The following is a 24,531-nucleotide window of genomic DNA, read 5'->3' on the forward strand; positions in this document are numbered from 1 at the left end:
CGCCTGAAGTCGCACAATCCAAGCGCCCGCACACCTCTCGCGAGCGGTGCGAGCGCAAAAGCGGTTCGCGCAGTTTGGCGACCGAGGCCGTCGAGCCGTTGGCGCGGTTGCGTGCGTGCGCGGCGGGCACGCAATACGTGCATTGCGTTGCGCAAGGCACGGTTTCGGGCGGCGCGGAGCCCGGCGCCTGCCGGACTCGAGTGCGTCGTCCGGCGCCGCATCGGCGCCGGACGGGCGGCTGCGGCGTTTACTCGCCCAGCGCTTCGGCGACGAAGGCCGGAGTCGACAGCGCGCCCTGGTGGATACCGGCGTTGTAGTACTGGGTCGCGAAGCCCTTGGCCTGTGCGTCGGCCTGGCGGAATTCGAAGCCGTCGCCTTTGCGCGCCAGGGTGCAGCTCCACCAGCCGGTCGGGTAGCACGGCTGCGGGAACGGCAGGGTCTTGAAGGTCCGGAAGCCGGCCTTGCCCATTTCGGTGCGCATTTCCTGGATCAGCTTGAGCAGCATCAGCGGCGACTCGGACTGCTGGACCAGGATGCCGTCCTCGCGCAGGGCGCGGAAGCAGCTGTCGTAGAAAGCCTTGTTGAACAGGCCTTCGGCCGGGCCGACCGGATCGGTGGAGTCGACGATGACGATGTCGACGCTGTTGGCCGGACGGTTGGCCATGTAGGCGATGCCGTCGTCGAACAGCAGCTGCGCGCGCGGGTCGGCGTTGCGCTCGCACAGTTCCGGGAACCACTTCTCGGCCATGCGCGTGACCTGCTCGTCGATGTCGCACTGCACGGCCTCTTCGACACCGTCGTGCTTGAGCACTTCGCGCAGGGTGCCGCAGTCGCCGCCGCCGATGATGACCACGTTCTTGGGCGCGCGATGGGTGAACAGCGCCGGGTGCGACATCATCTCGTGATAGAGGAAGTTGTCGCGCGTGGTCAGCATGACCGCGCCGTCGATCAGCATCAGGTTGCCCCAGTCGGTCGTCTCGTAGATCTCGATCTTCTGGAACGGCGACTGCACCTCGTCGAGCTTGCGGGTGATCCGATAGCCGATCGACGAACCGGTCGGGTCGAAGTTTTCGTAATGCCAGGAGGTGTTGCTGCTCATGCCGATGGATTCCGGTGACGGGACGCGCTTCCAGGGTAAGCCGCGCCGATGACGGTGGCGCGGCGGGAAGGCGAGGGGGCGATATTGTAAGGGACTGTAATGCAGGCGCCTGCGGCGGCGGGCCGGGTCTATGATGACCGCATTCAGGGAAAGGGGAGCGCCGGGATGGCGACCATGGAGCGATACCGGCAATTGGTGGGTCGGCTGGAAGCGCAGGCGCAGCGGGCGCCGGGGACGTACAAGTTCAAGCTCGGCCTGCTGGCCGCACTGGGCTTTGCGGTGTTGGGCGGCAGCGTGCTGCTGGCGCTGGGCCTGTCGGTCGGGCTGGTGGCCGCGCTGGTCGCGATCAGTCCCTTGCTGCTGCTCAAGCTGATCAAGGTGGTGTGGATTCCGGTCGCCTTCGGCGGCTTCATGCTCAAGGCGCTGTGGGTGAAGTTCGAGCCGCCGGCCGGCCACGCGCTGCAGCCGGGCGAGGCACCGGCCCTGGAAGCCGAAATCGAGCGCCTGCGCCGCGAGGCCGGAGCGCCGCCGTTGCGCGCGATCCTGCTCGATTCCTCGCTCAACGCCGGTGCGGCCAGCGTGCCGCGCGCGCTCGGCCTGCTCGGCCACGAGCACTATCTGGTGCTCGGCCTGCCGCTGATGCGACTGCTCGACCGCGACCAGCTCGCGGCGGTGATCGCGCACGAGTTCGGTCATTTCGGCGGCGGCCACAGCCGGTTTTCCGGCTGGATCTACCGCGTGCGCGCCGGCTGGTACCGGGTGCTGCACGGCCTGGCCGAGCGGCGCTCCTGGACGACCGCGGCGTTCGTGCGCTTCTTCGGCTGGTACGCGCCCTACTTCGACGCCTACAGCTTCGTGCTGGCCCGGGCACAGGAATACGATGCCGACGCCACCGCCGCGCGGGTGGTCGGCGCGGCGCCGCTGGCGCAGGCTCTGCAGCGGCTGGGCTTGAGCGACGCGCGCCTGGAGCGCGACTTCTGGCCGGCCGTGCAGGGCCGCGTGCCGGCCCAGCCCGAGCCGCCGGCGCTGTTGTTCCGCGACATGGCGGCCGACCTGGCCCAGCCGGACCCGCAGGCGCCGGCGCGGCTGCAGGAATTGCTGGGACGGGCGCCGGACCTGGACGACACCCATCCGACCCTGAGCCAGCGTCTGCAGGCCCTGGCGCAGACGCCCGCGCCGCCTGCGGCGCCGGCGGCCGATGCGGCGCAGGTCCTGCTCGGCCCGCTGGCCGACGCGCTGGAGCGGCAGTTCAGCCGGGAATGGCAGGAACAGGCCGGGCCGCAGTGGCGCGAAAGCCACCTGCGGCATGCCGACGATCAGGCCCGGCTGAGCGAACTCGACGCGCGCGCGGACGCGCTCAGCGGCGAGGAGCGTGCCGAGTACGCTTCGCTGGTCGAGCAGTTGCGGCCGGACAGCGATGTCGGCCCGCTCTATCGCGCCGCGCTGCAGGCCCTGCCGGAGCACGCGCTCAGCCATGGCCGCTACGGCGCCTGGCTGCTGGCGCGCAACGACGTCGCCGGCGTCGACCATGTCGAGCGCGCCATCGCCCTGGACCCGCGCCTGCTCGAGTCCGGCCTGTCGGTGCTGGAGCGCCATTACCGCGAGATCGGCGACCGAGCCGGCCACCAGGCCGTGTGGCGTCGGATCGAAGCCTTGCAGCGCCAACGCGCGCTGGCCTTGCAGGCGCGCGAGCAGATCGGCGCCAAGGACGAGTTCCTGCCGCATGCGCTGGCGCCGCAGGCGCTTGCCGTGGCCGTGACCGGGCTGCAACGCGCCGGCAACGTCGCCCGTGCCTGGATCGCGCGCAAGGCGATCCCGGGCGACGACAGCGGCGTGCCGCATTACGTGGTGCTGGTGAAAACCCGCGGCTGGCGCTGGAGCCAGTCGGGCGCGCTGCAGAAGGTGGTCGACGCGATCGAGCTGCCGGGCTCGTGCATCGTCCTGGACGCCGGCGCCGAACGGGCCGTGGCCAAGCGGATCCAGGCGTTGGGCGGGCCCGACTACGTCCGCGGCTGAGCGCGGACGCCCCCGCCGGGCGGGACCCGGGGGGCGGACGACGCTAGAATGCCCGCTCCTCCCCGCACGCTGGTAGCACGCCGATGTCCGACTGGTCGCTCGATCAGGCCCGCAAGACCTATTCGATTCCGCATTGGTCCGAGGGCTATTTCGACATCGACGGCGCCGGCCGCATCGTGGTCAAGCCGCGCGGCGAGCGCGGCCCGACCGTGGTCCTGCCCGAGGTGGTCGATGCGGCACGCGCCGCCGGCGCCAAGCTGCCGGTGCTGGTGCGTTTCCCCGACATCCTCGGCGACCGCCTGGGCAAGCTGCAGGCCGCGTTCGCCCAGGCCATGCAGGACTGGGACTACGCCGGCGGCTACACCGCGGTGTACCCGATCAAGGTCAACCAGCATCACGGCGTGGCCGGCACGCTGGCCTCGCACGCCGGCGACGGCTTCGGCCTGGAAGCGGGCAGCAAGCCCGAACTGATGGCGGTGCTGGCCTTGAGCCGGCCGGGCGGGCTGATCGTCTGCAACGGCTACAAGGACCGCGAGTACATCCGCCTGGCCCTGATCGGGCGCAAGCTGGGCATGGAGACCTTCATCGTGGTCGAAAAGCCGTCGGAGCTGGCGCTGGTGTTCGAGGAGGCCAAGGCCCTGGGCGTCAAGCCCGGCCTCGGCGTGCGCATGCGCCTGGCTTCGCTGGGCGCCGGCAAATGGCAGAACAGCGGCGGCGACAAGGCCAAGTTCGGCCTCAGCCCGCGCCAGGTGCTGGATCTGTGGAAGCAGTTGCGCGACAACGGCCTGCAGGACTGCCTGGGCCTGCTGCACTTCCACATGGGCTCGCAGATCTCCAACGTGCGCGACATCGCCAACGGCATGCGCGAGGCGACCCGCTACTTCGTCGAACTGTCCAAGCTCGGCGCCAAGGTGCGCTACATGGACGTCGGCGGCGGCTTGGGCATCGACTACGAAGGCACCCGCTCGCGCAGCTATTGCTCGATCAACTACGGCGTCAACCAGTACGCCTCCAACATCGTCCAGCCGCTGGCCGAAGCCTGCCAGGAATACGGCCTGGCGCCGCCGCGCCTGGTCACCGAATGCGGCCGCGCGATGACCGCGCATCACGCCGTGCTGGTCGCCAACGTCTCGGAGATCGAGGAGGCGCCGGAAGGCCGGGTACCGCCGGCGCACGAGGACGAGCCGGCGGTGATCCGCCATCTGCGCGAGATCCACGACGAACTCGACCAGCGCCCGGCGGTGGAACTCTTCCACGAGGCCCAACATCATCACGGCGAGGGCCTGTCTTTGTACGCGCTGGGCCAGATCGACCTGACCCATCGCGCGCGCATCGACGACCTGTTCTACGCCATCGCCCATGCGGTGCGCGCGCGCCTGGACGTGGGCGAGCGCAGCCATCGCGACCTGCTCGACGAGCTCAACGAGCGCCTGGTCGACAAGTACTTCGTCAATTTCAGCGTGTTCGAGTCGATGCCGGACGTGTGGGCGATCGACCAGGTGTTCCCGATCGCGCCGATCGAGCGCCTCGACGAGGCGCCGTCGCGGCGCGGCGTGATCGCCGACCTGACCTGCGACTCCGACGGCAAGATCGACACTTACGTCGAAACCGAGGGCCTGGACAGCTCGCTGCCGCTGCACACGCTCAATCCGGGCCAGAGCTACCGGCTCGGCTTCTTCCTGGTCGGCGCGTACCAGGAAATTCTCGGCGACATCCATAACCTGTTCGGCGACACCGACGCGGTCGAAGTGCGCGTCGACGGCGACGGTTACCGGCTGGCGCAGCAGCGCCGCGGCGACACCACCGACGTCATGCTCGACTACGTCGGCTACAAGCTGGCCGACCTGCGCGCGACCTACCGCGCCAAGGTCGCGGCGGCGAACCTGCCGGCCGACGAGGCGCAGCGCCTGGACCAGGCGCTGGAGGCGGGGCTGACCGGCTATACCTATCTCGACGACGCGCCGCTGGCCTGAGGACGACACGATGAACCGCTATCTGGTCATGGCCATGCGCCTGCCGCAGTTCGACACGGCGCAGATCGGTCCGCACCGCGATTTCCTCGACGGCCTGCGCGATCGGGGCCGGCTGGAGCTGGCCGGCGGTTTTTCCGACAAGAGCGGCGGGGCCTACGTGCTGCGCGCCAGCGACATCGACGAGGCGCGGGTGCTGGCGTTCGGCGATCCGCTGCACCTGACCGGCTCGTCGCGGATCGACGTGTTCGAGTGGCAGGCGGCCTGAGCGGCGTCGGACCGGTTTCACCGAATCGGCGCTGAAGCGTTCACGTATCCGCACGGCTGCGGTCCGCGGACCCGGGCGCGCCGCCGCCGTCCATGAAAAGATCGGCGTGCGCGCCGGCCGTGTCCGGTCCGGTTTCGCGGTCGATGCTCCATTCAGTTTTTGCAACATAAGCGCCCGCACGGGCAGAAGGTCGAAATGAAAGCAGGGGTGATCGGTCTGGGAGCGATGGGCGCGCCGATGGCGCGGCACGTTCACGGCAAGGGCATGCTGACCGCGGTCGGCAATCGGACGCAGGCCAGGGCCGACGCTTTGGCGGCCGAGCTGGAGGTGCGCGCGGCCCGCTCCGCGGCCAACTTCGCCGACTGCGACGTGGTGATCTTGTGCGTGTCGCTCGACGCCGACGTGTTGGAGAACGTGACTGCGCTGGCCGAGGTGCTCAAGCCCGGGGCGATCGTGGTCGATCACTCGACCGTGTCGGTGGAAACCGCGCGCCGTGCGGCGGCGCTGCTGGCGGTGCACGACATCGGCTTCCTCGACGCGCCGGTGTCCGGCGGCGCCGAGGGCGCGCGCAACGGCAAGCTGTCGATCATGGTCGGCGGCGACGCCGCCCAGCTCGAGCGCGTGCGCGAGGTGATCGGCGCCTATGCCGCGCGCATCACCCACATGGGCGAGACCGGCGCGGGCCAGGCGACCAAGGCGGTCAACCAGGTGCTGGTGGCCGGGATCAACGAAGCGGTGTGCGAAGGCCTGGCCCTCGGCGAAAAGCTGGGCCTGGACGCGGAACGGCTGCTGCCGACGCTGATGGCCGGCGCGGCCGGCAACTGGTTCCTGGAAAAGCGCGGCGAGACCATGCTGCGCAGCGAATTCGCGCCGGGCTTCAAGTGCCTGCACATGCTCAAGGACCTGCGCATCGTCCACGGCATGGCCCGCGACAGCGGCGTGCGCACCAACACCATCGAGCAGGCGCTGGCCGACTACGCCGAACTGATCGAGCGCGGCTACGGCGAAGCCGATACCTCCGCGCTGATCGCGCTCAAGCGAGGCTGAGCCGCATCCGGGCGAAGGCTGCGGCGCGCGCGCCGCAGCGACCGGTTCAATGCGCCGGCGCGCCGAACCGGCCGCGGCCGAGGCGTTCGCCGAGCACCGCGCCGACGAACGCGGCCACCACGGTCAGCACGATCGCGATCGCGTTGTAGCGCAGGGCGCCGAACATGCTGCGCATGGGCGGCGGGCTGTCGGGCAGGGCCATCGATACCACCGCGAACAGGGTCAGGGTCCACATCGCGACCATCAGCAACAGGGCGATCCAGCGGAATTGCGCATGGCGCGCGATCGCGCCGCCGACCCCCATCGCCACCAGGGCCGCGGCGATATCGAGCAACGGAATCGCGCCGGCACCGGTTTCGATCATCTGCCGGGCGTCCAGGCCGGACAGCTTGGTGACCATCGCGAACAGCAACAACAGGCCTGCCGCACCGAGGCAGCCGTTCAATACGCGCTTGTTCATTACTTCCCCAACGACGACTAGCCGGCGAAGTCTAATAGGCCGGAAGTGACGATCAGGGTGACCGACGTCGCGCTGTGACGGCACGCACTGCCGGAAGGCGTCACTGCGCCGACGTGCGGCGTCACCTCGGCGGCGCCGGGCGCTGCCCGGCGGCCGATGTCGTCCGCGTGCGGTCGACGAAAAAACAAAGGCCGGGCGCTAGGCCCGGCCTGTACGTCGTTCGCGATGCGGCGGCGCTTACTGCACCTTGATCGCCATCCCCGGCAGCCCGCCGTCGGCGAGCTTGCGCTTGGCCTCGGCCAGGTCGCCGGCGGTGCCGTAGGGCCCCATGCGCACGCGGTAGACGGTCTTGCCGCCGATCTGCGCCGACTCGACCCGGGCGCCGAGACCGAGCATGGCGATCTTGGCCTTCATCTCCTCGGCCTGGCCGGACGCCTGGAAGGCGCCGGCCTGCAGCAGGTAGCGGGTCTTGTCGTCGATCGCGGCCGCCGCGGCGGCCGGTTTGGCCGCCGCGCCCTGGCTGGCCGAGACGCTCGGCGGCTTGGGCGTCGCGCCGACGGGAGCGGACGCCGCGATCTGGGCGGCGGCGTTCGGCCGTGCCGGCGGCGGAGCGATGGTGTCGACCGGTTTGGGCAGGCTGGCCGTGGCCGGCGCGTTCTGCGCCGGTTGCGCGGCGGGCTGCGGATTGGACGCGACCGGCGCCGGCAACGGCCGGGCCGGTGTCGCCGCCGGCGCGGTCTGGCCGGACGAGCCGTTCGCCGCGATCTGGGTGGCGGCGGCCTGGTTGGCGCGGCGCTGCTGCGCGGCGCGGCGCTGCTCCTCGGCGGCCTCGGTCGCGGCGAGTTCGGCATCGCTCATCTCGACTTCCTTGCCCGGCAGCAGGGTGTAGAAGTCGTAGTCGGTGTCCTTGGCCTCGGCGGCCTTCGGCTCGGCCTTGGCGGCCTGCGCGCGCTCGCCGGCGGCCGCGCGCGCAGGCGTATCGCCTTCGGGCGCGACGGATTCCTCGTCGGCCGCCACCGCCGCCGGCTGGGCGTCGGGGTTGGGCTGCGGACGGAAGAAACCGTCGCCTTCGGACTTGAGGAACTTCGGCGCGACCAGGATCAAGACCACGCCCAGCAACAACCCGAGCACGCCCCAGGCCCAGCCGGGCAGGCTCTCGTTGCTCTGATGGTTGCGCTTGGCCTGGGACTTTCCGCGACGTGCAGCCACTTACATCACCTCCGGGGCCTGGACCCCCAATAGCTCGAGACCGTTCGCCAGGACTTGCTTGGTCGCCATCGCCAGGACCAGGCGCGCATGGCGTTGATGGGCGTCGTCGACCAGGAACTGGTGATCGTTGTAATACGTCTGGAAGGTCTGCGCCAATTCCAACAGATAAGCGGCGATCTGGTGCGGTTCCAGGTCGCGTCCGGCGGCCGCGACCACGTCGCGGTAGCGCAACAGGGTGACCACCAGCTCGTGCGCGGCGGCGTCGTTCAGGTCCAGCGGCTGGGCCAGGCCGTCGGCCTGATCGTAGCTGAGGCCGCGTTCGGCCAACTGACGCATCAGGCCGCACATGCGCGCATGCGAGACCTGGACGTAGTAGACCGGGTTGTCGAGCGATTGCGAACGCGCCAGGTCGATGTCGAAAGTCAGCTGCGAATCGGGCTTGCGCGCGATCAGGAACCAGCGCACCGCGTCGCGGCCGGCTTCGTCGATCAGATCGCGCAGGGTCAGGTAGCTACCGGCGCGCTTGGACAATTTCACTTCTTCGCCGCCGCGCATCACCGTGACCATCTGGTGCAGCACGTACTCGGGCCAGCCCGGCGGAATGCCCTGGTCGAGCGCCTGCAGGCCCGCGCGCACGCGCGCCAGGCTGCCGTGGTGGTCCGAGCCCAGTTCGGTGATCGCGCGCTCGTAGCCGCGCTGCCATTTGCTCAGGTGGTAGGCGACGTCCGGCACGAAGTAGGTGTAGGTGCCGTCGGACTTGCGCATCACCCGGTCTTTGTCGTCGCCGAAGTCGGTGCTGCGCAGCCAAAGCGCGCCGCCTTCCTCGTAGGTGTGGCCGTGCGCGACCAGCTCGCGCACGGTCTCCTCGACCTTGTTCTGCTCGTACAGCGAGCTTTCCAGGAAGTAGACGTCGAAGCCGACGCCGAACGCGGCCAGGTCCTCGTTCTGTTCGCGGCGCAGGTAGGCCACGGCGAACTGGCGGATCGCGTCGAGGTCGTCGATGTCGCCCTTGCCGGTGACGGCGTGGTTCTCAAATTCGACCGTGGCGCGGTCCAGATAGGCGCGGGCGACGTCGGCGATGTAGTCGCCGTTGTAGGCCGCTTCCGGCCAGCCTTCGTCGCCGGGCTTGAGGCCGCGCGCGCGCAGCTGAGTGGAGATCGCCAGGTTGTTGATCTGCACGCCGGCGTCGTTGTAGTAGAACTCGCGCGCCACGTCCCAGCCGTTGGCGGCGAGCACGCGGGCGATGCAGTCGCCGATCACGCCGGCGCGACCGTGGCCGACGTGCAGCGGACCGGTCGGATTGGCGGAGACGAACTCGACCCCGGCGCGGCGGCCGCCGCCGCTGGCGTTGCGGCCGTAGCCGGCGCCGTCGGCGAACACTTCGCCGAGCTGGCGGCGCCAGGCGGATTCGTCGACATGGAAATTGATGAAGCCCGGCCCGGCGATCTCGACCCGGGCGATGTCGGCGTTGGCCGGCAGCGCATCGACCAGCTTCTGCGCGATCTCGCGCGGATTGGCGCGCGCCGGCTTGGCCAGCAGCATCGCGGCGTTGGTCGAGAAGTCGCCCTGGGCGCGGGTCTTGGGACGCTCGATGACGAAATCGGGCGCAGGCAGATCGGCCGGCAGGGTGCCGGCGGAGCGCAGGGCGTCAATGGCCTGCGCGACGAGCGCTTGAAGGGTGGCTTTCACGGGAATGGGCGTGTTCGCGGGCGTTACGGAACCGGGCATTTTACTAGCTTCCGCCGCTGCCCGGGGCGGCGGCGACGGCGATAGAAGTGAGGACACAGGGGTGAGGAATGAGTGAAGACCGGCTCTTCCGACGCCGGCCCGCGATCGCTGCGCTGCCGGTCATGCCGAGAATGCGGTGCCCGACCCGGAGCGTACCCGCACCCTCGCCTTTGCCCGCTCGTCTCCCGTTGGCGTCGGCGCTCGCCCCGTCCGTCGTTCCTTCCGCCATGCCCCCGGCGACCCGCCCGCTACGGCCCTGCATTCGTTCGTCGCCTTACATCCAGCCGCGCTCGGCCATCGACACCGGCCGACCGTCGCCGACCACGAAGTGATCCAGCAGGCGCACATCGACCAGGGACAGGGCATGGCGCAGCCGGGCGGTGACCTGGCGGTCGGCCTGGCTGGGCTCGGCATTGCCGCTGGGGTGGTTGTGACCCACGATGACCGCCGCGGCGTTGCGTTGCAGCGCGCGCCGCACCACCTCGCGCGGATGCACCTCGGCGCCGTCGACCGTGCCCTGGAACAGCTCCTCGAAGCCGATCACCCGGTGCCGCGCGTCCAGGAACATGGCCGCGAACACTTCGTGCTGCAGGCCGCGCAGGCGCTGGGCGAAATACAACCCGGCCGAGCCGGGGTCGGACAGGGCCGCGCCGCGTTCGAGCTCGGCGTGCAGGCTGCGCGAGGCCAGCTCCAGCGCGGCCTTGAGCGCGCAGGCGCGGGCGGCGCCGATTCCGCGCATGCGCATCAGCTGGGCCGGCGGCTGTTCGAGCAAGGCGCGCAGCGGGCCGTGGCGGCTGAGCAGGCTACGGGCGGTGCCGACCGCGTCCTGGCCGCGCAGGCCCGAGCCGAGGAAAATCGCCAGCAGCTCGGCGTCGGACAGCGCGCCGGCGCCGCGGGCCAGGAGTTTTTCGCGCGGCCGTTCCGCGCTGGGCCATTCGTGGATTCTCATGCGCACAGCCTCCGCGGCGCCGGCCGGGGCGGCCATCGGGCGGATCCGGCGCATCGGGTAAGCTAGGTGCCCGGAGCAGGGTAGGGATCGGCCGACGCGAGTGCCGTCGCGACCGCATCACGTTCCCCCGCTCAGTGTCCGTTGTCCGCACCGTATCGAAGAGCCCCTGCCGAACATGGCGCCAGATTCCCAACCCACGCTGCACGACCAGCGCATCCTGCTCTGCGTCTGCGGCGGCATCGCCGCCTACAAGGCCGCCGACCTGGTGCGCCGCCTGCAGGATGCCGGCGCTCAGGTGCGCGTGGCGATGACCGAGAACGCGACCCGTTTCGTCGGCACCGCGACCTTCCAGGCCCTGTCCGGCCATCCGGTGCGCACCTCGCTGTGGGACGAGGCGGCGGAGCTGGCGATGGGCCATATCGAACTGGCGCGCTGGGCGCAGCGGATCCTGATCGCGCCGGCCACCGCCGACATGATCGCCAAGCTCGCCCACGGCTTCGCCGACGACCTGATCAGCACCCTGTGCCTGGCGTCCGAGGCGCCGGTGGCCATCGCGCCGGCCATGAATCATCGGATGTGGGGGCACCCGGCCACCCAGGCCAACGTCGCCACCCTGCGCAGCCGCGGAGTCCGCTTCTTCGGCCCCGGCGAAGGCCGCATGGCCGAACCCGAATCGGGGCCGGGCCGCTTGCTGGAACCGCACGAGCTGGTCGCTGCGCTGGCCGGAGCCGGCGCATGAGCGGCGGCGAACGCGACCTGCGCGACCTGGCCGGTCGCCGGCTGGTGGTCAGCGCCGGGCCGACCTTCGAGGACATCGACCCGGTCCGCTTCATCGGCAACCGCAGCAGCGGCAAGATGGGTTTCGCCATCGCCGAGGCCGCCGCGCGCCGCGGCGCCCGGGTGACCCTGATCGCCGGCCCGGTGTCGCTGCCGACCCCGGCCGCCGTGGAGCGCATCGACGTGCGTTCGGCGCGGCAGATGCGCGAGGCCGTGATCGGCGCGCTGCCGGCCGACGCCTACATCGGCGCGGCGGCGGTCGCCGACTACGCGCCGGCCGAGGTCGCCCCGGGCAAGATCAAGAAGAAGGAAGAGCAGCTGACCCTGGCGCTGGTGCGTACTCCGGACATCCTGGCCGAGGTCGCCGTGCACGCGCAGCGGCCGACCCTGGTGGTCGGTTTCGCCGCCGAGACCCACGATGTCGAGTTCTACGCCCGCGGCAAGCTGGAGAAGAAGCGCGTCGACCTGATCGCCGCCAACCGCGTCGGCGTCGCCGGCAGCGGCTTCGAAAGCGACGACAACGCCCTGACCGTGTACTGGATCGATGGCGAACGCGCGCTGGGGCCGGCGCCGAAGACCGAGCTGGCCGACCGCCTGCTCGACCTGATCCTGGAACGCTGGCCGGCCTGACGCCGCGCCAGCCCGCTTTCCGCCGCCCGTGCGGCCCGGGGCCGGCGCCGCAGCGCGGGCCGGACCGACTCTTTTCTCTCAGCGGAACGCTTTCGATGCACCACACCCTGGAAATCAAGATCCTCGACCCGCGCCACGGCGGCGAATGGCCGCTGCCGAGCTATGCCACCGCGGCCAGCGCCGGCCTGGACCTGCGCGCCGCGCTGGACCAATCGCTGGTCCTGCATCCCGGCGACACCGCCCTGGTGCCCTCGGGCCTGGCGATCCACCTCGGCGACCCTGGCCTGTGCGCGGTGATCCTGCCGCGCTCCGGGCTGGGCCATAAGCACGGCATCGTGCTCGGCAACGGCACCGGCCTGATCGACGCCGATTACCAGGGGCCGCTGCTGATCAGTGTGTGGAATCGCGGCCGCGAGGCTTTTACGATGCAGCCGGGGGACCGTATCGCCCAGCTGGTGGTGCTGCCGATCGTGCGCGCCAGCCTGCAGGTGGTGGAGGAGTTCGAAAGCAGCGAGCGCGGCGCCGGCGGCTTCGGCCATACCGGCGTGCGTTGAGCGCAAGGCGGGCCGGCGCCGGGGGGCGATGGCACGCAACCTGCTAGGAATGTGCGGGGCGCGCGGCCTGCTAGCTCGGCGCGAGGCGTAGTCGACGGAATCGGTCGCCGCCTCCGGTGCACACTGAACGGGTCGTGCGCGTAGCACAGACAGGGGAAAGGATCTTGGAATGGTCGATCTGAAGATGGAAAAACCGCAGATCAGCGCCGCGCAGCTCAAGCCGGCGTTGGTGCCGTTGGCGGCGGTCAGCCTGGTGCTGGCGCTGTGGTTGGGCTGGAGCGGCGTGCAGCAGCATGTCGACACCCAGCGCCGCGCCGACATCAGCCAGTTGCGCGACCAGGCGGTGGGCGAGGCGCACAACGCGCTCGGAGTCGAGCACAAGCGCTTGCGCGAGCGCCTGGCCGCGGCGGACATGCAGGCCGCGCTGCAGGCCGGCGATTTCGCCGCCGCCTCGGCGCAGCTGACCCGCGGCTGGGCCGGGGCCAGCGAGGGCGAGGTGTTGGCTCAGGATCTGGCCCCCGATTACGCCCAGTTGCCGAAGGGCGGCTACGGCCGGCTGGCGGCGATGGAAGCGGCGATGGTCGCCGACAAGCCGATGGCCTCGATCGTGCGCGCCGGCGGCAAGCCCGTGCTGGCCCTGGCCGCGCCGGCCCGGGTCGGCGAGCAGTTGGTCGGCGTGGCGTATCTGCAGCTGCCTTTGCAGCGCATCAGCGCCGCGCTGGAGAACGCGCCGGTCGACGGCAGCAGTTACCTGGCCCTGCGCCAGGGCGGATTCAGCGTGATCGAGCGCGGCGACACCGCGCTCGGCAACGGCGCCGAAGCGCTCGCCGCCAAGATCCCCGGCAGCGACCTGCGCGTGGCGGCGGCGGTGCCCGACGTGGCCGGCGGGCCGTTCGGCCTGGGCGCGATTCCCTGCTTCATCGCCGCGGTGATTTTCGCCGTGCTCGGGTTCGTGCTGGCGCGCCTGCGTCAACGCTTCAACGCGCCGCCGCCGGCGGTGGACGAAGGTCCGGTTCAGACGCTGGCTGAGACCATATCGGCCTCTCCCCAGCCGGACGCTCACGACATGACCCCATCCTCGCAAGCCGCCGCATCCGGTCCCTTGGCCGTCGATCCGGGCATCTTCCGCGCCTACGACATCCGCGGCGTGGTCGGACGCAGCCTCGATGCGGGCGTCGCCGAGAAGATCGGCCACGCCATCGGCACGGTGATGCAGGAGCAGGGGCTCAGCGAGATCGTGGTCGGCCGCGACGGCCGCCTGTCCGGCCCGACGATGGTCGAAGGCCTGATCGCCGGCCTGCGCAAGGCCGGGCGCAACGTCGTCGACATCGGCATGGCGCCGACGCCGGTGGTGTACTTCGGCGCCTATCACCTGCGCGCCGGCTCCTGCGTTTCGGTCACCGGCAGCCACAATCCGCCGGACTACAACGGCTTCAAGATCGTGGTCGGCGGCGAGACCCTGTCCGGCGACGCCGTCACCGACCTCTACCGCCGCATCGTCGGCGGCCGCCTGCACACCGCGCAGGAGCCGGGCCAGCTGAGCCATCGCGACATTTCCGAGGATTACGTCCAGCGCATCGCCTCGGACATCCAGATCGACCGCCCGCTCAAGGTCGTGGTCGACGCCGGCAACGGCGTGGCCGGCGATGTCGGCCCGCGCGTGCTGGAGGCGATCGGCGCCGAGGTCACGCCGCTGTACTGCGAGATCGACGGCGAGTTCCCCAACCACCACCCCGATCCGAGCGAGCCGCACAACCTCAACGACCTGATCAAGATGGTCGGCCGCCTCAATGCCGACTTCGGCATCGCCTTCGACGGCGACGGCGACCGTCTGGGCGTGGTCACCCGCGACGGCCAGAACATCTTCCCGGACCGCCTGCTGATGCTGTTCGCGGCCGACGTGCTGGAACGCAACCCCGGCGCGATGATCATCTACGACGTCAAGTGCACCGGCCGCTTGCCCGGCCATGTCCTGCGCCACGGCGGCAGCCCGCTGATGTGGAAGACCGGGCACTCGCTGATCAAGGCCAAGATGCGCGAGACCGATGCGGAGCTGGCCGGCGAAATGAGCGGCCACTTCTTCTTCAAGGAACGCTGGTACGGCTTCGACGACGGCATCTACGCCGCCGCGCGTCTGCTCGAGATCCTCGCCGCGCAGCCGCAGAGCCCGAGCGAGACCCTCAACGCCCTGCCCAACGGCATCTCGACCCCGGAGATCAAGGTCGATGCACCCAACGGCGACCCGCACAGCTTCGTCGAGCGCTTCCGCAACGAGGCCAGCTTCGACGGGGCGCGGCTGTCCACCATCGACGGCCTGCGGGTCGACTTCAGCGACGGTTGGGGCCTGGTGCGCGCGTCCAACACCACCCCGATCCTGGTCATGCGTTTCGACGCCGACAACGTCGAGGCGTTGAAGCGGATCCAGGACGCGTTCCGCGAGCAGTTGCTGGCGCTCAAGCCGGATTTGGCCTTGCCGTTCTGAGCGTCGTGCCTAAGGCGGCGCCACTGGCGCCGCCGGCGAGGAACCCAGCAAAACGCCGCGGCCTGGCCGCGGCGTTTTCGTTGGGACGACGGCGCCGGCGACGAAACCGTCCGGCCGCCGGCCGCTCGGCTCAGCCTTGGCCGGGACGCTTGCGCATCGACTGGTAGCGCAGCAGGGCGGTGGCCAGGTCTTCGTCGGCCAGGCTGCGTTCGACCAATTGCTGCTTGAGCAGATCCTGCTGGCGCAGCAGCTCGTCGTGCTGGTGGCGGATGTTGTCGGCCAGCGACTTGTCGACTGGCTTGTTGCCGAGCTCGGCTTCGCCGGCCTTGCGCAGCAGGCTCAGCAGGGTCTGGCGACGGCCCTCGATGCCGAGCCGTGAGGCCTTGACCGTCTCGTCGAGCAGGATGATCCGCTCCTGGAAGGAATTGCGCAGCTCTTCCTCGGTCGAATACGACTCGGCCATGGCGTGGTCGCGGCGCTTCTTCGCCTCTTCCGCCATCGCCGCGCTGCGCGCCGCGCGCGCGGCCTGATCGGCGGCGATGCGCTCTTCCGGGGTCAGGGCGCGCCCGACCTGGCCCACCGGCAGACCGCTGCGCGAGCTGATCTCGGTGCGCGCGCTGTCCACCGCCGTGGCCGGCAGGGCGTCGCCGCAGACTTTGCGGCCGCCCTCGTTCCAGCAGTACAGCTTCTTCTTCGCGGTCTGCTCTTGGGCGCCGGCGGCGAACGGCAAGGCCAGCGCCAGCAGCACGGCAGCCGCGGTCAGGGATGGGATTCGGTTCATAGCGCCCTCGTACCGTCGGAACCCGCGGTCATTCGAGCAAAACCAAGCAAGAGTCGGGCCATGGCATGCGCGCCGGTTGCGGCAGCGGTCACGGTTCGATCCCGCGGCGCCGGCGCGCCGGTCGCCGCGGAAGACCGTTCAGGCCGCGTCGCCGCGGCCGTAGGCGGCACGGTAGGCCAGCAAGCGTTCGCGCTGCGTGGAGAATTCCGCGCTTTCGCCGGTGAAGGCCAGCAGGTCGTCGAGACCGGCGATCGAGATCACGGGCAAGCCGTGTTCGATTGCGACAGTTTCTGCCGCCGAGCGTCGGGATTGTGCCGGGTCCACGGCTTCTTGCCGGTCCAGGGCGATGACTATCCCGGCGACTTCGCCGCCGGCCGCGCCGATCAGGCCCAGGGCCTCGCGGATCGCGGTGCCGGCGGTGATCACGTCGTCGACGATCAGCGCCCGGCGCCCGGCCAGCGGCGCGCCGATCAGGGTGCCGCCCTCGCCGTGGGTCTTGGCCTCCTTGCGATTGAACGCCAACGGCAGGTCGCGGCCGCGGCGCGCGTATTCGCAGCCGAGCGCGGTCGCCAGCGGAATCCCCTTGTAGGCCGGGCCGAACAGCAGGTCGAACTGCAGGCCGTGCTGCTCGATCGCGTCGGCGTAGCACGCCGCCAGGCCGGCCAGGCGGGCGCCGGAGTCGAAGCGGCCGGCGTTGAAGAAGTACGGGCTGACCCGGCCGGACTTCAGGGTGAATTCGCCGAAGCGCAGGGCCTCGGCCTGGAGGGCCAGTTGCAGGAAACGGGAGCGGTGGTCGGTCATGGGGCGTCGCGAACGGGATCGGGGGAAGAGGAATCGGCAGCCGACTGCAGGCGCAGCAGCATCAGGTGCTGCGGCCCGGCGCTGCCGCCGTGGTAGAGCTCGCCGGTGTCGGCGAAGCCGGCCTTGCGGTAGGCGGCGATGGCGGCGGCATTGCGGACGTTGACGGTCAGGGCCAACAAACGCCGCTGCGGATGGCGTCGGCGCACGTCGTCGCGGCAGGCGGCGATGGCCGCGCGGCCGTAGCCGCGGCCTTGCGCATCGCGGTCGACGACGTAGGAGCGCAGACCGACGCTGGGTTCGGCGAAGGCGCGGCCGGCGATCGCGGCCGTCGCGAAATCCAGGCGGTAGAAACCGATCACCCGCTCGCCGGCAAGGATCGCCATCGCCTCGCTGGCCGGATCGGCCCAGGCCTGATCGAGGTTGGCGCTCGCGTCGCCGACGAAGGGCCATTGTTCGGGCGCGACCTGCAATGCGCGCACCGCCGGCGCCAGCGCGGCGTCGACCGCCACGACGCGCACAGGCGCATCGGCGGTCGCCGGCGGCGGGGCGGTCGGAAAGGCCGGGGGCGAGGACATGGCCGGCATGATACCCGTGCCCGTTGTTATGATCCCCGCACCCCTGACGTGGAGCGCGCATGCGCATCATCAGCTTCAACGCCAACGGTCTGCGCTCGGCCGCGACCAAGGGCTTCTTCGATTGGTTCAAGACCCAGGACGCCGACGTGCTCTGCGTTCAGGAAACCAAGGCCCAGGAGCACCAGCTGGCCGGCCCGGCCTTCCTGCCCGACGGCTACTGCGCTTTCTTCCGCGACGCGATCACCAAGAAGGGCTACAGCGGCGTGGCGATCTACTCCAAGCGCGAGCCGGACGAGGTCCGCACCGCGCTGGGCTGGGCCCCGTTCGACGACGAGGGCCGCTACATCGAGGCGCGCTACGGCAACCTCAGCGTGGTCTCGTTCTACATCCCGTCCGGTTCGTCCGGCGAGCTGCGCCAGGGCTTCAAGTTCGAAGTCATGGAATGGCTCAAGCCCATTCTCGACCAGTGGCTGGCCAGCGGCCGCGACTACGTGCTGTGCGGCGACTGGAACATCGTGCGCAGCCGCCTGGACATCAAGAACTGGACCAGCAACCAGAAGAACTCCGGCTGCCTGCCGCCCGAACGCGACTGGCTCAACGGCGTGTGCGCCGACGACAGCGGCTGGGTCGACGCCTACCGCACGCTCAAGGCCGAGGGCCAGGACTACACCTGGTGGAGCAACCGCGGCGCGGCGCGCGCCAACGACGTGGGTTGGCGGATCGACTACCAGTTCGCCACTCCGAGCCTGCGCGATCGGCTGCGCGGCTGTTCGATCCTGAAGGAGCCGCGCTTCTCCGACCACGCCCCCTTCGTCGTCGACTATGACCTCTGAGGCCGGCGCCGCGGGCGCGCGCGCGGCGGCGCCGGCGCGCAAGGGCTGGCGCCTGGTGCTGGCCAACCTGCGCGAGCCCAAGGTGCTGGTGATGCTGTTGCTCGGGTTCAGCTCGGGCATCCCGATCTACCTGGTCGGCAACACCCTCGGCTTCTGGATGCGCGAGAACGGCATCGAGCTGTCGACGATCGGCTTCCTGTCCTGGGTCGGCCTGGCGTATTCGCTGAAGTTCCTGTGGGCGCCATTGGTCGACAAACTCGACGCCCCCGTGGTCGGCCGCTGGCTGGGCCGGCGTCGCGGCTGGATGCTGCTGACCCAGGTGGTCGCCGCCGTCGCCCTGATCGGCATGGCCCTGGTCGAGCCGCGCCAGGGCCAATTGCTGCTCGGCGGAGTGGCGCTGAATCAGTTGCTGGTGTTCGGCGCGCTGGCGCTGGTGGTGGCCTTCGCCTCGGCGACCCAGGACATCGTCATCGACGCCTGGCGCATCGAGAGCGCTTCCAATCCCGAGCAGCAGGGCCTGCTGACTTCGACCTCGACCCTGGGCTACCGCGGCGCCCTGCTGGTGACCGACTCGCTGATCCTGATCCTGGCCTCGCAGGCCGGCTGGTCGCTGTCCTACGGCGCGATGGCGGCGCTGATGGGCGTGGGCGTGCTGGCGACCCTGATCGCGCGCGAGCCGGCCGCGTCGCTGCAGGCCGCGGCCGTGCCGCATCCGGCGCTGTTCACGCTGCAGGGCCTGTTCGACGCCCTGGTCGGTCCGTTCGTGGCCTTCTTCCGTCAGCACGGCCACTGGGCGCTGCTGATGCTGCTGACCATCAGCCTGTATCGCCTGCCGGACTTCCTGTTCGGGCCGATGGCCAATCCGTTCTACGCCGACCTTGGCGTGGCCAAGGAAACCGTCGGCGCGGTGCGCGGCTCGTTCGGCCTGGTCGCGACCATCGCCGGGGTCGCCGCCGCCGGCCTGACCGCGGTCCGCTTCGGCTTCATTCCGACCCTGCTCGCCGGCGCGGTGCTCGGCCCGGGTTCGAACCTGGCCTTCGCCTACCTGGCCATCCACGGCAACGACCCGGGCGTGTTCACCGCGGCGATGGTGATCGACAACTTCTGCAACGGCTACGCCGGCGTGGCCCTGGTCGGCTACATGTCGAGCCTGACCAACGTCGGCTACACCGCCACCCAGTACGCCCTGCTGAGTTCGTTCTACGCCCTGCTCGGCAAGCTGCTCAAGGGGCTGTCTGGGGTGGCGGTCGAGCACCTGGCGTTGGACCGCAGCCTGCTGGAAGCCTATTCGTTGTTCTTCGTCGGCACTGCGCTGATCGGCGTGCCGGCGCTGGTGCTGTGCATCGTGCTGGCCTTGCGCCGCCCGCCCGCGGCAGCCGGCTGAAGACGGGGCGGCTGAACGGCGTTCCCGTCTCGCCGAAACGGCGGCACGGCGGTGCCGGATCGGCGCGGCGCCGGGGGCAGTCGAGTACCTGAACACGAATCCGCCAACTTTGTGTTGCGGTCGTCAGTGTGCGGTGGCACCTTTCCCGGCAGTGACCGACATCATCCTGCACAACCTCGACGGCGTTTTGGCCGACCGCATCCGTCGGGTCGCGGAAACGCGCGGCTGGAGTCTGCCGCGTACCGCGCTGTACCTGATCGAGAACGGCCTGTTCGCGGTCGAGGCCGAGATGGTCGGCCGCTTCGACGATTCCGACGCGATCGCCCTGCAGCAGGCCATCGCCGCGCTGGAGGGCATCCCCAGCGATCCGGGCTTCTCCAAGATCGGCCGCGCCGAGCCGGTCGCGCCCAAGCCCGTCGGGCCGGACCTGAGCGGCCTGGACCTGCTGGACGAGTACCGCCTCGACCGCGATCCGGCCTAAGCCCGCGCCGCGCGCACCGCAACGTTCAGCATCGCAGCGCCCAGGGCGGTCGCCCCGTCCCGACAGGCGAATCCGCCTGCCCGGCCTGCGCCGCCGCCCGCAGCGGCTCAGGCCACCGGGTGCACGCAGCCGAGTACGCGCAGCCCGCGCGCGCCGGTGACGCTGGGCAGGTTGCCGGGCAGCCCGGCCAGGGTCTGCCGCGCCAGCCAGGCGAAGCCCATCGCTTCGACGAAGTCCGGGTCCAGGCCATAAGCCGCGGTCGATTCCACCGTCACCCCGGGCAGGTGCGCCGCGATCCGCGCCAGCAAGGCGCCGTTGCGCACCCCGCCGCCGCAGGCCAGCACCCGTCGGGTCGCCGGCTGGTGCGCGCGCAGGGCGTCGGCGACGGTGATCGCGCTGAGTTCCAGCAAGGTCGCCTGCACGTCCTGCGGCGCCTCGCCGCCTCGCAACTGCGCCTCCAGCCAGGTCAGGTGGAACTGTTCGCGACCGGTGCTCTTCGGCGGCGGCAGGGCGAACCAGGGTTCGCCGCGCAGGCGCGCGAGCAGTCCGGCGTCGACCGCGCCGGACGCGGCGAAGCGGCCGTCGGCGTCGTAGGGCGTGCCCAGGTGGCGCAGCGCCCAGGCGTCGAGCAGGCAGTTGGCCGGCCCGGTATCGAAGCCGCGCACCTCGCCGCGCGCCGGCAGCAGGGTGAAGTTGGCGATGCCGCCGAGGTTGAGCGCTGCCCGATCCTCGCCGGGGTCGTGCAGCAGGGCGGCGTGGAAGGCCGGCATCAGCGGCGCGCCGTGGCCGCCGGCGGCGACGTCGCGGCGGCGGAAGTCGGCCACCGTGGTCATGCCGCTGCGCTCGGCGATCACCGCGCCGTCGCCGATCTGCCAGGTGAAGGGGTGGCGACCGTCGTAGCCGGCGCCGGCCGGGCGATGGCGCACGGTCTGGCCGTGCGAGCCCAGTGCGGCAACCGCGTCCGCGGCGATCCCGGCTTCGCCGATCAGCGCGGTGGCGGCGTCGGCGAAGGCTTCGGCGACCTGCACGTCCAGCGTGCCCAGTTCTTCCAGCGCGCGCGCATCGCCGCCCTGGCCGAGTTCGACCAAGCGCTCGCGCAGCCGCGCTTCCCAGGCATAAGTGCGGCCCAGCACCAGTTCGCAACGGGTCGGCGTGCCGGCGGCGAAACGCACCAGCGCCGCATCGATCCCGTCGGCGCTGGTGCCGGAGATCAGTCCAAGATAAAGGCCGGAGGGCGGCAGGCCCGCGCCGGCGTCCGAGCGGGTCGAGGAGGTTTCAGCCACGACGAGGCTCCCAAAGGCCGGAGGGCGGCAGGCCCGCGCCGGCGTCCGAGCGGGTCGAAGAGGTTTCAGTCACGGCGCGGCTTCCCTGTGTCCCATCGTGGAAGGCTAACAACTGGCGCAAAAAAATAGAGCCTCCGAAGAGGCTCTCGTTGCGTACCCGCGGCGGCCGCTCAGGCCCGCGTGGTCTTCTTCTTCGCCGTCGTCTTGGCCGCCGTCTTGGCCGGCGCGGCCGGGGCCGGGCCCGCATCGGCGTAGATGATGTTCTCGACCTGGCGAATGCGCGCCAGGGCGACGCTGGTCTGGGTGCGGAACTGCGCCAGCGCCATGCCGCTCAGCGGCTCCGGCGGCGGCATGGTGATCGACAGCGGATTGCGGTGCACGCCGTTGATGCGGAATTCGTAGTGCAGGTGCGGGCCGGTGGCCAGGCCGGAGCTGCCGACGTAGCCGATCACCGTGCCCTGGCCGATGCGCTGCCCTGGCTTGACCCGGCCGAAGTTGGACATGTGCCCGTACAGAGTGGTGTAGCCGCGGCCGTGATCGAGGATCACCGCACGGCCGTAGCCGCCCTTCCAGCCGACGAACTGCACCCGCGCGTCGCCGGCGGCCATGATCGGGGTGCCGGTGCCGGCGGCGTAGTCGACGCCGGTGTGCATGCGGATCCGGCCCAGCACCGGGTGACGGCGCGAGCCGAAACCCGAGGTCAGGCGGGCGTAGGGGATCGGCATGCGGATGAAGCTCTTCTTCAGCGGACGGCCGTCGCCGGTGAAGTACTCGGCCTTGCCGCCGCGCTCGAAGCGGAAACCGGTGTGCAGCTTGCCGTCGCTGGTGAAGGTCGCCGCCAGCACCGGGCCGGTCTTGAGCAACTCGCCTTCGCGCCAGGTCTGTTCGACCACCACGCTGAAGCGGTCGTCGGCGCCGACGTCTTCGTTGAAGTCGATGTCGTACTTGAAGATCTCGTCGGTCAGCGTGTTGATGTTGGCCGGAGTCAGGCCGACCTTGCGCGCCGAGCGGAACAGCGACTTGCCGACCTTGCCGCTGAGCACCACGGTGCGGGTCTCGGTCGGTCGGTTGATGACTTTCTGGGTGATCTTGTCGCCGGCGATGCTCAGCTCGATGCGGTGGCTGTCGTCGCGGTCGTAGCGGAAGGTGCGCAGGCTGCCGTCGACCGGCATGTCGAACGCGAGTTCGGTGCCGGGTTTCATCCGCGTCAGCGCATCTTTCGCGCCGGGCTGTTCGAGGATCTTGCTCAGGGTCGAGGCCGGGATCTCCAGATCCTCGAACACCGAGCCCAGGGTCTGGCCGCGGCCTACCCGGACCAACTGCCAACTGTCGCCGTTCTGGCCGCGCACCCGCGCCAGCGGCAGCGGCGGCAGAGCCAGCGCCAGCGACTGGCGCGGCTCATGGGCGCGCAGGGTCGGCGCGGGCTGGCTGAAGCCCGGCACGATCGCCGCGACCATCATGCCGAGGGTCGCGAACAGGCCGGCCTGCACCCACTGGCGGCCCGACCAGCGGCCGTTGAAACCATCGGAAATATGACGCGCCAGCACGGGGCGTCGAAGCGCGGCCTCGCGCAGGGCTTTCAGGCGTTCGCGTCGTTCGGCGCCCACACTGGAAGCCTGCTCGGGTACTGTCATGGATCGATCCCTCGTTCGAGGTGTGAAGGCCGCGTTGCGGCGTTACCATAGACACGCGAGTTGTACGCGTCAAACCCTTGAGCTGAATGGGGTTTTCGCATCGAACGAGGCCGTTTTCGTTTAACTCCCAATTAACCTGAATCCGTGACCGATTGCGCAAAGCGCGGCCGCGGCCGACCCGACGAGTCCCAGAGTCCCCCGTGTCCACATCCGTACAAGAAACCCTCGACCTGATCGCCCGCGGCGCCGACGAAATCCTCAAGCTCGACGAGCTGGAGGCGCGGCTCGGCGCGTCCATGAAGGCCGGGGGCCGCCCGCTGCGCATCAAGGCCGGCTTCGACCCGACCGCGCCCGACCTGCACCTGGGCCATACCGTCCTGCTCAACAAGATGCGCCAGTTCCAGGACCTGGGGCATCAGGTGATCTTCCTGATCGGCGACTTCACCGGAATGATCGGCGACCCGACCGGCAAGAACGTCACCCGCAAGCCGCTGACCCGCGAGGACGTGCTGGCCAACGCCCAGACCTACGCCGACCAGGTGTTCAAAGTGCTGGACAAGGACCGCACCGAGGTCCGCTTCAATTCCGAGTGGTTCGGGCAGATGGGCGCGGCCGACATGATCAAGCTGGCGGCCCAGCACACCGTGGCGCGCATGCTCGAGCGCGACGACTTCGCCAAGCGCTACGCCGCCCAGCAGCCCATCGCGATCCACGAATTCCTCTACCCGCTGGTGCAGGGCTACGACTCGGTGGCGCTGCAGTGCGACGTCGAACTCGGCGGCACCGACCAGAAATTCAACCTGCTGATGGGCCGCGGCCTGCAGGAGCACCACGGCCAGCCGGCGCAGATCGTGCTGACCATGCCGCTGCTGGAAGGCCTGGACGGCGTCAACAAGATGTCCAAGTCGCTGGGCAACTACATCGGCATCAACGAGCCGGCGATCGATATCGTCACCAAGACGATGAGGATCGACGACGTGCTGATGTGGCGCTGGATCGACCTGCTCAGCTTCGAGATCGGCATCGCCGAGGCGGCGCGCCTGAAGGGCGAGATCGAGGCCGGCCAGCTCAACCCGCGCGACCTCAAGCTGCGCCTGGCGCGCGAACTGGCGGCGCGGTTCCACGGCGCCGCCGCGGCCGAGCAGGCGGTGGCCGGCTGGAACGCCGCGGTGCGCGGCGAGGGCGACACCGCCTTGTTGCCGCTGACCGACCTCAGCGTGCCCGCCGAGGGCCTGCGCATCGCCGCCCTGCTGACCGCGGCCGGCCTGACCCCGAGCAATTCCGAGGCCAACCGCAAGCTCAAGGAGCGCGCGGTGCGGATCGACGGCAACGTGATCGAAGACGCCCAGCAGTTGTTCGCCCCGGGCTTCGAGGGGGTGCTGGCCGTCGGCAAGCGCAATTTCGCCCGGGTGCGCCTGATCGCCGCCTGAGGCGACCGCACGCCCGATCCGGGCGCGCCCATTCAAGCGCCCGATGGGCCCGCGCGACTGCGCGGGCCTTTTTCGTTCATATGGTTTCCGGGCCTGGCGGTGAATTTGCGGACCGATCCGCTGCCGTCCTGCCAGTAGCG

Annotated in this window: 20 protein-coding genes and 1 pseudogene; 11 read left to right on the forward strand and 10 right to left on the reverse strand. The window is 70.3% G+C overall.

From position 1 onward, the window contains the following. Positions 1 to 247: 247 nt before the first annotated feature. On the reverse strand, positions 248 to 1,099 hold the full coding sequence (gene speE, locus TX83_RS01750) for a polyamine aminopropyltransferase (protein WP_064746195.1): 852 nt from the start codon (positions 1,097 to 1,099) through the stop codon (positions 248 to 250). A gap of 174 nt (positions 1,100 to 1,273) precedes the next feature. Here speE and TX83_RS01755 point away from each other — a divergent pair, with 174 nt between their 5' ends. The 4 genes from TX83_RS01755 to TX83_RS01770 all read left to right on the forward strand — a co-directional run bounded on the left by TX83_RS01755 (position 1,274) and on the right by TX83_RS01770 (position 6,400). Next, entirely contained in the window at positions 1,274 to 3,115 is a 1,842-nt protein-coding gene (locus TX83_RS01755; protein ID WP_186442490.1) for a M48 family metallopeptidase, read from the forward strand. A gap of 83 nt (positions 3,116 to 3,198) precedes the next feature. Further along, the gene (gene speA, locus TX83_RS01760; protein WP_064746197.1) at positions 3,199 to 5,088 is read left to right on the forward strand and encodes an arginine decarboxylase; all 1,890 of its coding nucleotides are present in this window, start codon (positions 3,199 to 3,201) and stop codon (positions 5,086 to 5,088) included. A gap of 10 nt (positions 5,089 to 5,098) precedes the next feature. Then, positions 5,099 to 5,353 carry a YciI family protein gene (locus TX83_RS01765; RefSeq protein WP_064746198.1) on the forward strand — a complete coding sequence of 85 codons (255 nt, stop codon included), beginning with the start codon at positions 5,099 to 5,101 and terminating at the stop codon, positions 5,351 to 5,353. A 195-nt stretch (positions 5,354 to 5,548) separates the two neighbouring features. Next, positions 5,549 to 6,400, forward strand: a complete 852-nt coding sequence (locus TX83_RS01770; RefSeq protein ID WP_064746199.1) for an NAD(P)-dependent oxidoreductase — start codon at positions 5,549 to 5,551, stop codon at positions 6,398 to 6,400. Between the two features lie 46 nt (positions 6,401 to 6,446). Here TX83_RS01770 and TX83_RS01775 read toward each other — a convergent pair whose 3' ends face one another. The 4 genes from TX83_RS01775 to radC form a co-directional block, all read right to left on the reverse strand. Next, positions 6,447 to 6,860, reverse strand: a complete 414-nt coding sequence (locus tag TX83_RS01775; RefSeq protein ID WP_064746200.1) for a hypothetical protein — start codon at positions 6,858 to 6,860, stop codon at positions 6,447 to 6,449. Between the two features lie 237 nt (positions 6,861 to 7,097). Next, on the reverse strand, positions 7,098 to 8,069 hold the full coding sequence (locus tag TX83_RS01780; RefSeq protein WP_064746201.1) for an SPOR domain-containing protein: 972 nt from the start codon (positions 8,067 to 8,069) through the stop codon (positions 7,098 to 7,100). Then, positions 8,070 to 9,758 (reverse strand): arginine--tRNA ligase, encoded by a 1,689-nt coding sequence (argS, locus tag TX83_RS01785; protein WP_064746202.1) that lies wholly within the window; start codon positions 9,756 to 9,758, stop codon positions 8,070 to 8,072. It abuts the gene before it with no gap. 313 nt (positions 9,759 to 10,071) lie between these two features. Beyond that, positions 10,072 to 10,746, reverse strand: a complete 675-nt coding sequence (gene radC / locus TX83_RS01790) for a RadC family protein (protein ID WP_064746217.1) — start codon at positions 10,744 to 10,746, stop codon at positions 10,072 to 10,074. Between the two features lie 175 nt (positions 10,747 to 10,921). Here radC and coaBC point away from each other — a divergent pair. The 3 genes and pseudogenes from coaBC (at position 10,922) to TX83_RS01805 (ending at position 15,189) form a co-directional block, all read left to right on the forward strand. Continuing rightward, positions 10,922 to 12,153 (forward strand): annotated as a pseudogene (gene coaBC, locus TX83_RS01795) (bifunctional phosphopantothenoylcysteine decarboxylase/phosphopantothenate--cysteine ligase CoaBC). 95 nt (positions 12,154 to 12,248) lie between these two features. Then, complete coding sequence (gene dut / locus TX83_RS01800; RefSeq protein ID WP_064746203.1) at positions 12,249 to 12,707, forward strand: dUTP diphosphatase; 459 nt, start codon at positions 12,249 to 12,251, stop codon at positions 12,705 to 12,707. A gap of 184 nt (positions 12,708 to 12,891) precedes the next feature. Continuing rightward, positions 12,892 to 15,189, forward strand: coding sequence for a phosphomannomutase/phosphoglucomutase (locus tag TX83_RS01805; protein WP_064746219.1), 2,298 nt, complete (start codon positions 12,892 to 12,894; stop codon positions 15,187 to 15,189). A 130-nt stretch (positions 15,190 to 15,319) separates the two neighbouring features. Here TX83_RS01805 and TX83_RS01810 read toward each other — a convergent pair whose 3' ends face one another. From TX83_RS01810 to TX83_RS01820, 3 genes are all read right to left on the reverse strand, one after another. Continuing rightward, positions 15,320 to 15,970, reverse strand: a complete 651-nt coding sequence (locus TX83_RS01810; RefSeq protein WP_064746204.1) for a hypothetical protein — start codon at positions 15,968 to 15,970, stop codon at positions 15,320 to 15,322. Positions 15,971 to 16,108: 138 nt separating this feature from the next. Beyond that, positions 16,109 to 16,771, reverse strand: coding sequence for an orotate phosphoribosyltransferase (gene pyrE, locus TX83_RS01815; protein WP_064746205.1), 663 nt, complete (start codon positions 16,769 to 16,771; stop codon positions 16,109 to 16,111). Continuing rightward, complete coding sequence (locus TX83_RS01820; RefSeq protein WP_186442491.1) at positions 16,768 to 17,346, reverse strand: GNAT family N-acetyltransferase; 579 nt, start codon at positions 17,344 to 17,346, stop codon at positions 16,768 to 16,770. Before TX83_RS01820 ends, pyrE begins: the two co-directional genes overlap by 4 nt. A gap of 59 nt (positions 17,347 to 17,405) precedes the next feature. Between TX83_RS01820 and TX83_RS01825 the strand changes: the two genes are divergently transcribed. From TX83_RS01825 to TX83_RS23135, 3 genes are all read left to right on the forward strand, one after another. Next, complete coding sequence (locus tag TX83_RS01825) at positions 17,406 to 18,179, forward strand: exodeoxyribonuclease III (RefSeq protein ID WP_064746207.1); 774 nt, start codon at positions 17,406 to 17,408, stop codon at positions 18,177 to 18,179. Beyond that, positions 18,169 to 19,563 (forward strand): AmpG family muropeptide MFS transporter, encoded by a 1,395-nt coding sequence (locus TX83_RS01830; RefSeq protein ID WP_064746208.1) that lies wholly within the window; start codon positions 18,169 to 18,171, stop codon positions 19,561 to 19,563. The genes TX83_RS01825 and TX83_RS01830 overlap by 11 nt, the downstream gene beginning before the upstream one ends. A 151-nt stretch (positions 19,564 to 19,714) precedes the next feature. Then, a complete protein-coding gene (locus tag TX83_RS23135) occupies positions 19,715 to 20,044 on the forward strand; it encodes a hypothetical protein (RefSeq protein WP_064746209.1) in 330 nt (109 codons plus the stop codon). Positions 20,045 to 20,151: 107 nt separating this feature from the next. On the opposite strand, the gene TX83_RS01840 is transcribed toward TX83_RS23135, so the two are convergent. Beyond that, a complete protein-coding gene (locus tag TX83_RS01840; protein ID WP_261369976.1) occupies positions 20,152 to 21,327 on the reverse strand; it encodes an anhydro-N-acetylmuramic acid kinase in 1,176 nt (391 codons plus the stop codon). A gap of 170 nt (positions 21,328 to 21,497) precedes the next feature. After that, positions 21,498 to 22,961: a M23 family metallopeptidase gene (locus TX83_RS01845; RefSeq protein ID WP_064746210.1), complete on the reverse strand. Its 1,464-nt coding sequence runs from the start codon at positions 22,959 to 22,961 to the stop codon at positions 21,498 to 21,500. 200 nt (positions 22,962 to 23,161) lie between these two features. On the opposite strand from TX83_RS01845, the gene tyrS reads away from it, so the two are divergent. After that, entirely contained in the window at positions 23,162 to 24,391 is a 1,230-nt protein-coding gene (gene tyrS / locus TX83_RS01850) for a tyrosine--tRNA ligase (RefSeq protein WP_064746211.1), read from the forward strand. Positions 24,392 to 24,531: the final 140 nt, after the last annotated feature.

It is taken from the genome of Lysobacter antibioticus HS124, from assembly GCF_000336385.2.
Taxonomy (GTDB): Bacteria; Pseudomonadota; Gammaproteobacteria; order Xanthomonadales; family Xanthomonadaceae; genus Lysobacter; species Lysobacter firmicutimachus.

What these genes read in the sequence shown, in the direction of transcription:
- speE (WP_064746195.1), bottom strand. Translation starts at nt 1,099, where the DNA reads ATGAGCAGCAACACCTCCTGGCATTACGAAAACTTCGACCCGACCGGT.
- TX83_RS01755 (WP_186442490.1), top strand. Translation starts at nt 1,274, where the DNA reads ATGGAGCGATACCGGCAATTGGTGGGTCGGCTGGAAGCGCAGGCGCAG.
- speA (WP_064746197.1), top strand. Translation starts at nt 3,199, where the DNA reads ATGTCCGACTGGTCGCTCGATCAGGCCCGCAAGACCTATTCGATTCCG.
- TX83_RS01765 (WP_064746198.1), top strand. Translation starts at nt 5,099, where the DNA reads ATGAACCGCTATCTGGTCATGGCCATGCGCCTGCCGCAGTTCGACACG.
- TX83_RS01770 (WP_064746199.1), top strand. Translation starts at nt 5,549, where the DNA reads ATGAAAGCAGGGGTGATCGGTCTGGGAGCGATGGGCGCGCCGATGGCG.
- TX83_RS01775 (WP_064746200.1), bottom strand. Translation starts at nt 6,860, where the DNA reads ATGAACAAGCGCGTATTGAACGGCTGCCTCGGTGCGGCAGGCCTGTTG.
- radC (WP_064746217.1), bottom strand. Translation starts at nt 10,746, where the DNA reads ATGAGAATCCACGAATGGCCCAGCGCGGAACGGCCGCGCGAAAAACTC.
- dut (WP_064746203.1), top strand. Translation starts at nt 12,249, where the DNA reads ATGCACCACACCCTGGAAATCAAGATCCTCGACCCGCGCCACGGCGGC.
- TX83_RS01805 (WP_064746219.1), top strand. Translation starts at nt 12,892, where the DNA reads ATGGAAAAACCGCAGATCAGCGCCGCGCAGCTCAAGCCGGCGTTGGTG.
- TX83_RS01810 (WP_064746204.1), bottom strand. Translation starts at nt 15,970, where the DNA reads ATGAACCGAATCCCATCCCTGACCGCGGCTGCCGTGCTGCTGGCGCTG.
- pyrE (WP_064746205.1), bottom strand. Translation starts at nt 16,771, where the DNA reads ATGACCGACCACCGCTCCCGTTTCCTGCAACTGGCCCTCCAGGCCGAG.
- TX83_RS01820 (WP_186442491.1), bottom strand. Translation starts at nt 17,346, where the DNA reads ATGTCCTCGCCCCCGGCCTTTCCGACCGCCCCGCCGCCGGCGACCGCC.
- TX83_RS01825 (WP_064746207.1), top strand. Translation starts at nt 17,406, where the DNA reads ATGCGCATCATCAGCTTCAACGCCAACGGTCTGCGCTCGGCCGCGACC.
- TX83_RS01830 (WP_064746208.1), top strand. Translation starts at nt 18,169, where the DNA reads ATGACCTCTGAGGCCGGCGCCGCGGGCGCGCGCGCGGCGGCGCCGGCG.
- TX83_RS01845 (WP_064746210.1), bottom strand. Translation starts at nt 22,961, where the DNA reads ATGACAGTACCCGAGCAGGCTTCCAGTGTGGGCGCCGAACGACGCGAA.